This is a genomic window from Taklimakanibacter deserti (assembly GCA_003574785.1).
Genome location: QORU01000008.1, coordinates 380,322 through 388,532, shown reverse-complemented (window position 1 = coordinate 388,532; position 8,211 = coordinate 380,322). Strand labels below are relative to the sequence as shown.

Annotated in this window: 8 protein-coding genes; 3 read left to right on the top strand and 5 right to left on the bottom strand. The window is 61.3% G+C overall.

All coding sequences use genetic code 11. The annotated features are described in order from the left end of the window. Positions 1-175: 175 nt before the first annotated feature. Together gfa and DS839_RS19210 are read right to left on the bottom strand one after the other, a co-directional pair. Complete coding sequence (gfa, locus tag DS839_RS19215) at positions 176-748, bottom strand: S-(hydroxymethyl)glutathione synthase (RefSeq protein ID WP_119272060.1); 573 nt, start codon at positions 746-748, stop codon at positions 176-178. A 163-nt stretch (positions 749-911) separates the two neighbouring features. Further along, the gene (locus tag DS839_RS19210) at positions 912-1,115 is read right to left on the bottom strand and encodes a hypothetical protein (RefSeq protein ID WP_119272059.1); all 204 of its coding nucleotides are present in this window, start codon (positions 1,113-1,115) and stop codon (positions 912-914) included. A 99-nt stretch (positions 1,116-1,214) separates the two neighbouring features. Between DS839_RS19210 and DS839_RS19205 the strand changes: the two genes are divergently transcribed. Then, complete coding sequence (locus tag DS839_RS19205; protein WP_119272058.1) at positions 1,215-1,817, top strand: TetR/AcrR family transcriptional regulator; 603 nt, start codon at positions 1,215-1,217, stop codon at positions 1,815-1,817. Positions 1,818-1,834: 17 nt separating this feature from the next. Here the strand turns inward: DS839_RS19205 and DS839_RS19200 are convergent, their stop codons facing one another. Further along, a complete protein-coding gene (locus tag DS839_RS19200) occupies positions 1,835-2,815 on the bottom strand; it encodes a hypothetical protein (protein ID WP_119272057.1) in 981 nt (326 codons plus the stop codon). A gap of 13 nt (positions 2,816-2,828) precedes the next feature. Continuing rightward, positions 2,829-3,920 carry a M23 family metallopeptidase gene (locus tag DS839_RS19195; protein WP_162918664.1) on the bottom strand — a complete coding sequence of 364 codons (1,092 nt, stop codon included), beginning with the start codon at positions 3,918-3,920 and terminating at the stop codon, positions 2,829-2,831. Positions 3,921-4,122: 202 nt separating this feature from the next. On the opposite strand from DS839_RS19195, the gene ku reads away from it, so the two are divergent. Further along, positions 4,123-5,004 carry a non-homologous end joining protein Ku gene (gene ku / locus DS839_RS19190; protein ID WP_119272055.1) on the top strand — a complete coding sequence of 294 codons (882 nt, stop codon included), beginning with the start codon at positions 4,123-4,125 and terminating at the stop codon, positions 5,002-5,004. A 62-nt stretch (positions 5,005-5,066) separates the two neighbouring features. Then, a complete protein-coding gene (gene ligD / locus DS839_RS19185) occupies positions 5,067-7,610 on the top strand; it encodes a DNA ligase D (RefSeq protein ID WP_119272054.1) in 2,544 nt (847 codons plus the stop codon). Here ligD and DS839_RS19180 read toward each other — a convergent pair. After that, positions 7,579-8,139 carry a TetR family transcriptional regulator gene (locus DS839_RS19180; RefSeq protein ID WP_119272088.1) on the bottom strand — a complete coding sequence of 187 codons (561 nt, stop codon included), beginning with the start codon at positions 8,137-8,139 and terminating at the stop codon, positions 7,579-7,581. The two genes, ligD and DS839_RS19180, sit on opposite strands and share 32 nt — an antisense overlap. Positions 8,140-8,211 lie beyond the last annotated feature (72 nt).

Below are 8,211 nucleotides of genomic sequence, written 5' to 3'. Positions count from 1 at the left end.
CCAGCACCTCGCCTTCGCGCGGACCTTCGAGGTCGACCTCGACGATCTCGAGCGGCTTGGCTTTCTCAAAGGCAACGGCGGCGCGGGTTTTCATGTCCACGATTCTCCTTCAGCATTTTTCATCGATCTAGCCCGGCGGGCGCCGGGCCGTCCACCCCAAGACAGGATCGCGGAATCAGGCCTTGAGGACGCCCGAGGCCTTGGCGACATGGGTGGCGATGTAATCCATGAGCGGCGGCGACAGGCAGTCATAGGGCTCGAGGCCAATTTCCTTGAGCCTCGCTCTGACAGCGCCCATCTGATCGGGTTTCGCGCCGGATTCGATGATCGAGGAAACGAAGGCCGCGAATTGCGGCGGCGACCAGCCTTGCTCCTTGGACAACTCCGTGTGGATGAAGTCGAGGCCATAGAAAGGATGCTTGGTGTTCTCGACCCGGCCATACATATGAACGCCGCAGCCGGTGCAGGCTTGGCGCTGGATTGTGGCATTGGCATCAACGACCTTGAGCTTGTTGCCATTGGCGGTGACGGAAAGGCTGTCGCGCGGCACAACGGCGACGACCGAGAATACCGCACCTTCCGGCTTCCAGCACTTGGTGCAGCCGCAAGCGTGATTATGGGCGCTCTGGCTCGTTATCTTGACCGTCACCGGATTGCTCGCGCATTTGCACGTAAGCGTGCCGCCCTTGAAGTTTTCGGCAGCCGGCTTGAATCCATTGTCGACCGACGGATGAATGGCAACTGGCATTAAAACTCCTCCCTGTTGAGCACAAACTACTGGAGGGGCGCTGAACCCAGCACCCTCATCTCTCATTTTGCAGAAATCCCCCTAGGTCAGGATACCGCCTTGAGAAGGCGACAGCAAGCCACCAGCCTTTCACCGGTGCGATCATCGTGAGACGGCTTGCGTTCTACTGTCTGCGGACATGCGCGCTGCCGGCTGCGGTCATGGCTTTCAGCGAAATGCTCAGCCGCTTCAGGAGCCTCATGATCCATCCCGATGCGGCATTGGGAATCGCGGGACGGCTTTTCATTGGTGCTGTCCGAAGGGCCAAAGCCTCTCGCTCGATTTCCTTGAGATGCATCATTGGGCCAAGCGGATTGACGTCGGACATGGCGTTGTCTCCTTCAGCTGCTTTTTCACGTCACCCACCCGGTTGACGCGGTGAGAGGATGGCGCTATGGCTAGCAACTAGTAAACTGGTCTACTAGACATGCTGGAAAAAAATAACCCGACCCGTGACCGGCTGATCGCCGAAGGCCTCAAGGTCTTGATTTTGAAAGGTTTCGACGGAATCGGTCTGAACGCCATCCTGCATTCGGCCGGCGTGCCCAAGGGCTCCTTCTACTATTTCTTCAAGAGCAAGGAGGAGTTCGCCGGCGCGGTTCTGGACGCCTATGAGCGCCACTATGTCAACATGCGCGCTGAAATATTCAAAGACACGTCCCGCAGCCCCTTGCAGCGGCTTCGCGACTATTTCGACGCGGCCGAACGTCTGCATCTGGCCGAAGCGCCTCTTGGAGGGTGCCTTTACGGGGTCCTGAGCCAGACCGCCGCCGCGCGCAGCCCCGAATTCAGGGCAAGGCTTGCCCGGGTGTTCGTCACCTGGGAAAGACAGCTGCGCAGATTGCTGGAAGAGGCACAGGCCGCTGGCGAAGTCGATCCGAGGCTCGATGCCAAAGAGGCGGCAGCCTTTCTTATCGATTGCTATGAGGGAACGCTGGTCCGCATGAAGGTCGACGGCGATCGAAATTCATTCCGCAGATTCCGGCGCCTTGCGCTCGAGTCCCTCGCGATCGACAAACGATCACAGTGACCGATATTGCACTGCCGCTATTTTGATTGCTTCTGCTTCCGTTCAGGCTTTTTTCGTTGCTGCTCTTTCGGTGGCGGTGGAGGCCGCTTTGGTTTCCCCAATTTGTCCGGGTCCACGCCGGCTATGCCGTTTACATTGTCGCCGGGAAGGACATTGAGCACACGGGAGTTCACCACCAGACGAAGCGGGCCGGGAAAGACCTGTATGATTTTTTCGCCGGGAGGAAGTGGAGCGGCGGGAGGAGGGTTCAGGCTGACCCAGACCACATCATCTGGGGTAAGATCGTTCTGGTCGCGGTTGCGAATGGCGAGTGCATCGATGTTGACGTTCGGCCCCAACCCCAACTGCGCGGCCGTAGCCCAAACGCGCGGCGGTGTTCCCGCTCCGGTCGCCGGATCAATGTCGACGCGAATGATGTCCGCCGGCCCCCAGTTTTGACCGGGCACAGGGCCGCGTACTGAAAAATAGACGCTTTGGCTTGTGGCACCCGTCGTGAACACCAAGCCGTCAATGTCGGACTCATTGGCGGCACCGCCCGTGGGCGTGAGGCCAAGTGCCACCGAGTCCGCCGTGAGCCCACGCGTGATCGGCACCATACCCACGCCAGGCGCGAAGCGGGCCGTCAGGAAAAAGATATCACCGGCAGCACCATTGCCGTTGACCTGCACGCGTACCGCGCCGGCCCCTGGTTGGGGGCCAGCCGGCAAGCCTCGGGTGGCTCGATCAACAGAATAAAAGATGGCGACGAAAGCCGTCGGGCTGATCGGGACGATCTGGTCGTGACCGAAGCTCAACCCGTCGATTTCCGTTGCAGCCGGGAGTCCCAGCGCAGTTGCCGATATGACCACGCCGAGCCCGCTTTCGAGAATGTCCGCCTGGCTAACTGCGGGCACCTCGGGTGATTGCTCATCCAAGCTAAAGAGAAATTGAGCCTGTGCGAGATTGCTCTGCAGCCATAGGGCCGCGGCGATGGCGATCAAAGTGCTTCGAGATTTCATCGGCCTTCTCCCCTTAGGGCTTGGCTGTCGTCTCGGGTGCCTTCGTCTCGGGTGGTTTCGTCTCAGGTGCTTTCGTCTCAGGTGCTTTCGTCTTAGGTGTCTTCGTCTCAGATGTTTTCGCCTCGGGGGCTTTCTTCTCGGGCATTTTCTCAGGCACCGATTTCGGCGCGCGCTCGAGCAGGATCTTGCCGGACGGATCGATGGGATTGCCCTTCGGGTCCGACATGATGACATGGACGTGGTTGGGCACTTCCGGCGGATAGACGGGATGAAGGTCCTGGGCCTTGCCGAGCACGGTCTCGCCAGCCTTCACCTCATAGCGGCTCTTGTCCTTCAGCGCCTTGTCGATCTCAGGTGTCAGTTCGACGAAATAGATGCTGACGCGGTAGCCGTCCTTGTTGCGCAAGATGAGGCCCTGGAATTCCTTGCGCGGATCCTTGCGCATCTCGACCCAGCCATCGATCGTCGCATAAATCGGATCGCCGGGCTTGGTGAGATAATCGGCACCGCCATAGAAGCGAAGCTTCGTCTTGTCGAGCCGGTCGGTGAGGAAGCCGCCGCCACCGCCCTTCTCGCAGCAGGGGCGGATCTCGCCCGACTTGGTCGGCGGCACGAGCTTCTCCTTCTCGGGGAAGCCTTCGCCGAGCTTGGCATTGGGCAAGAGGAAGCGCCGGAACTTGTAGACGTCGCGATCCTCGATCTCGGACGGCGTCAACTCCTTGGTCTTCACATAGGCGGCGAATTTGCTGAGCTCCTTGTCACGATCGGTGGCTTTTGGATCGGTGTCATCGCCGCGGTACTTCTTCTTGGGGTTCTTCGGGTCATAGGCATAGGTGCCTTTCTTGTCGCGCCCGACGCTGCTGTTGACGCGGCATTTCCGGTTCTCGGAGAGCTTGCAATAGCCTCTTTCCATGTCGCGGCCGAGCTTGCGCGCGCCGCGCCCGATGGCATTGCCCGCATCCTCGACACCCTCGCCGATGGCGCGGCCAACCTTGTTGGCGCCGCGCTTGATGTCGGTGAGGAAATCGGCATTCGCGGATCCCGACTCCGCCGCCGAAAAGGCGACGAGAAGCGTGCAACAAAGAGCAAGGCGCTTGAGGGTCATGAGCTTCCGCCTTTCGATGTCCGATGGACGCCAGAATCGCATCCCGGCTCGAAGATTACAATGACGATCCGTGTGGTTGGACCCACATCTTGTGGGAAGAATTCGCTAACCGCATAGTGCGTTTTCGGTTTGTTTCCGTAGAGGAACCACAGACGACACGATACACTTTGAATAGAAGTTTGGTCGGTCAGTGGTGAGTATCATGGCAGCTCCAGGGCGCGCTTATTGGAAGGGTTTCCTCAGGCTCTCCCTCGTCTCCGTCGGCGTCGCCGCCTACAATGCCGTCGATCCGGGCGCCGAAATCAAATTCAACCAGATCCACAAGCCGACCGGCCAAAGGATCAATTACACCAAGACCGTCAAGGGCCTGGGCCCCATCGACAATGCCGACATCGTCAAGGCCTATGAGGTCGACGAGAACACCTATGTGACGCTCGAGCCGGAAGAGCTCGCGGCGATCAAGCTCGAAAGCACGAAAACACTCGAACTCAAGCAGTTCGTCGAGACCGAGGAGATCGATCCGCGCTATTTCGAGCGTCCCTATTATCTCGTGCCGGTCGATGAGCATGCGGTCGAAGGCTATCTCGTCATCCGCGACGCCCTGAAGAAGAGCGGCAAGCTCGGCGTCGGCCAGGTGACCATGTCGGGACGCGAATATCTCGTCGCCGTCGGCCCGCTCAGCCAGGGCATCGGCATGCATATCATGCGCTATGCCGACGAGATCAGATCGACGGCACAGTATTTCGGCGACCTGCCCGACCAGAAGCTCGATTCGGAGATGGTGGCGCTGGCGGGCGAGCTCATCGGCCGCAAGGCTGCGAGCTTCAAACCCGAGCAGTACAAGAACCGCTACTCGACGGCGCTGCAGGAGCTGGTGAAGGAGAAGGCCAAGGGCCACAAGATCGTCGCCACAAAGGAAGACCGGCCGACCGGCACCAATGTCGTCGATCTCATGGATGCCTTGAAGCGGAGCGTCAAAGGCGACAAGGTGGCGAAAGAGCCCGCCGCTCAGAAAGCCGCCACGGCCAAGGGTGGCGACAAATCCCCGCCGAAGAAGAAGGCGGGCGGCGGCAGCCGGCGTTAGACTGGTTTCCCCAAACGGAACGCCTTATGTTCGTCGCATGACGAAGCTCGATCCTGTCTCGCATGGCGACGCCTAGCTCTGCGAAAAAGCCCAAGAAGCGCGCGTCCGGCCGTCTCAAGGCCTATCGCGAGAAGCGCGATTTCACCAGGACAGCCGAGCCCAAGCCCAAGATCCGCCGAGAGAAGGCCTGGCGCTTCGCCGTTCAGCGCCATGACGCGCGCCGGCTCCATTTCGACCTCAGGCTCGAGCTCGACGGCGTGCTCAAGAGCTGGGCCGTCGCCAAGGGCATCAGCATGGTTCCGGGCGTCAAGCGCCTCGCGGTCCAGACCGAGGACCATCCGCTCGACTATCTCACCTGGGAAGGCACCATCCCCAAGGGCGAATATGGCGGCGGCACCATGATCGTGTGGGATCGCGGCACCTGGATGGCCGATGGCGATCCGCGCGAAGGCATCAAGCAGGGCAAGTTCATTTTCGCGCTGAATGGCGAGCGGCTCAGAGGCCACTGGCACTTCGTGCGCATGAAGCGGAAACCCGGCGAGACCAAGGACAACTGGCTGCTGTTCAAGGGCGATGATGAATATTCGATCGGCGCCGCCGATCCCGAGCCTTCCGCAACCGAGCTCACCTCCGTCATCTCCGGCCTCACCAATGAGGATCTCGAGAAGCGCAAGCGGGTCAGGCCCGACCACAAAGCGCGTGAGAAGATCAGGAAGGAAAGCGGCGCCTCGGCCGCGCGCTACGGCAAGCTTGAAGGCGCCAAGAAGGGCATCCTGCCGGTCTTCGTCGAGCCCGCCTTGGCGGAAACACAGGATGGGCCGCCCACCGGCAAGGGCTGGCTGCATGAGATCAAGCAGGACGGCTATCGCATGCAGGCACGGATCGATGGCGGCAAGATCAAGCTCCTGACGCGAACGGGACTTGATTGGACAAAGCGCTTTCCGACCATCGCCAAGGCGCTCGAGCAATTGCCGGTGAGCTCCGCCCTGATCGACGGCGAGATCGTCGCCCAGGAAGAGAGCGGCATATCGACCTTCACCGCTTTGCAAAGCGACCTGCGCGACGGGCGGCGCGACCGGCTGGGCTATTTCCTGTTCGACCTTCTCTATTGCGAAGGCGTCAATCTCACCGGCGTCGTCCTCACGGAGCGAAAGGAAGCGCTGGAGGAGATTTGCCAATCGCTTCCCGCATCGTCATTGATCCGCTACAGCCAGCACATGGACGAGGGCGACGCCCGCACCATTTTCCAGCATGCCTGCCAGATGGGGCTCGAAGGGCTGATCTCGAAACGCGCCGATGCGCCCTATCGCAGCGGCCGCACCACTACGTGGATCAAGTCCAAATGCACCTTGAGCGATGAGTTCATCATCATCGGCTATGTGCCGTCCTCGACCTCGCGCCAGGCGGTGGGCTCGCTGGTGCTGGGCTTCTATGAGGGCAAAGGCAAGGAGCTCGTCCATGCCGGGCGCGCCGGCACCGGTTTCACCGACGAGACGGCGCTCGCTCTGCGTAGCGGTCTTTCGGCGATCGAGACGGCAAAACCCAAATTCAAGCGGCCGATCGAGCGGGAATCGCTCGAGGGCGTGCGCTGGGTCGAGCCCCGCCTCGTCGCCGATATCCAGTTCAGAGGCTGGAGCCCGGACAAGCTTTTGCGCCAGGCTGCCTTCAAAGGTATCCGCGAGGACAAGGCGCCAGAGGACGTCGTGCTCGAGGAACCCTGGAACCGGAAGGGGACGCGCGCCAAGGAGGTGCCGAGCGGCGCCAAGCTCACGCATCCCGATCGCATTCTCTGGCCGCAAGACGGCATGACCAAACAGGGCCTCGCCGAGTTCTATACCGATATCGCCGACTGGATCCTGCCGCATGTCACCGGCCGGGTGCTGAGCCTGGTGCGCTGCCCAGGCGGCGTCGGCAAGTCCTGCTTCTATGCCAAGCATATGTGGGAGGGCGCGGGCAATGCCTTCGAGCCCGTCGATGTCGGCGAGGCCGAGCCGATGATGGCGATACGCGATCTCGATGGGCTCCTGGCGCTGGTGCAAGCCAATGTGCTGGAGATCCATCCCTGGGGATCGCGCGTCGATAAGCTCGAGCAGCCGGACCGGATCATCTTCGATCTCGATCCGGGCGAAGACGTCGCCTGGGAAGAGGTCATTGCGGCCGCGGTCGAGGTCAAGGAGCGGCTCAAGGCGCTCGGCCTCGAAAGCTTCGTCAAGACCACGGGCGGCAAGGGCCTCCATGTGGTGAGCCCGATCGTGCCCGAGGCGCAATGGGAGGAGGTCAAGGCCTTCACCAAGACATTCGCCGAAGCGATGGCGGCGGATTCATCGAAGTATCTGGCGGTGATGAGCAAGTCGCGGCGCAAGGGCCGGATCTTCGTCGATTATCTGCGCAACGGACGCGGCGCCACGGCGGTCGCCGCCTATTCGACCCGCGCCCGGAACGGGGCGACGATCTCGGTGCCGCTCACCTGGGCCGAGCTCAAGACCGGCATCAGGGCCAATCACTTCACCATCGACAATCTCCGCCAGCGGCTCAGCCACCGCAAGCGCGATCCTTGGGCGCAATTCTTCACGCTCAAGCAGAAATTGCCGCGACGAAGCGCTTGAGGCTCTTCTCGACGAAGCGCGCCACGTCCTCCTCAGGCTCGAAGCCCCACCACAGAAGCGAGCCCTGCCAGTGCGTGGCCATCAGGAGCCCGACATCCTTCGGCGCCGACGGAATTCCTGAGAAGCAGCGGTCGAGCGCCTCAGACAAAGCCCGACGCCAGGCGGTGCCGCGGGCGCGGAGCACCGGATCGCGCAGATCCTCGCGCAAGATGAGCAAGCCCTCGGCATAGGATTCGATCCCGCCATAATCGCCCGAAAGCGCCGTCAATAGCCGGACAGCGCCTTGCGGCGTCCTCGGCATACTGGCCGCGAGCTGCGCGGTCTTGGCATCGAGCCCGTCCCAGGCATAGAGCAAGGTCGCCTGCATGAGCCCGGCCTTGGTCTTGAAGCGCTGTACCAGGGTGGCCGGCGCCAAGCCGCAGGCTTGCGCAAGGCGCGCGAAGGTCAAGGCTTCCGGCCCCTCCTGATGGATGAGCCGGTGGGCGGCCGCGAGCACTTTTTCGTCGGACTGGGTTTTTGGACGCGGCATCTTGACTTTCATTTATAAACGAACGATCATTTATATATTATTCTGCGGGTCATTGGCAAGGCGTCAGTCAGT

Coding starts and splice junctions, on each gene's coding strand:
- gfa (WP_119272060.1), bottom strand. CDS start 748: ATGCCAGTTGCCATTCATCCGTCGGTCGACAATGGATTCAAGCCGGCT.
- DS839_RS19210 (WP_119272059.1), bottom strand. CDS start 1,115: ATGTCCGACGTCAATCCGCTTGGCCCAATGATGCATCTCAAGGAAATC.
- DS839_RS19205 (WP_119272058.1), top strand. CDS start 1,215: ATGCTGGAAAAAAATAACCCGACCCGTGACCGGCTGATCGCCGAAGGC.
- DS839_RS19200 (WP_119272057.1), bottom strand. CDS start 2,815: ATGAAATCTCGAAGCACTTTGATCGCCATCGCCGCGGCCCTATGGCTG.
- DS839_RS19195 (WP_162918664.1), bottom strand. CDS start 3,920: ATGACCCTCAAGCGCCTTGCTCTTTGTTGCACGCTTCTCGTCGCCTTT.
- ku (WP_119272055.1), top strand. CDS start 4,123: ATGGCAGCTCCAGGGCGCGCTTATTGGAAGGGTTTCCTCAGGCTCTCC.
- ligD (WP_119272054.1), top strand. CDS start 5,067: ATGGCGACGCCTAGCTCTGCGAAAAAGCCCAAGAAGCGCGCGTCCGGC.
- DS839_RS19180 (WP_119272088.1), bottom strand. CDS start 8,139: ATGCCGCGTCCAAAAACCCAGTCCGACGAAAAAGTGCTCGCGGCCGCC.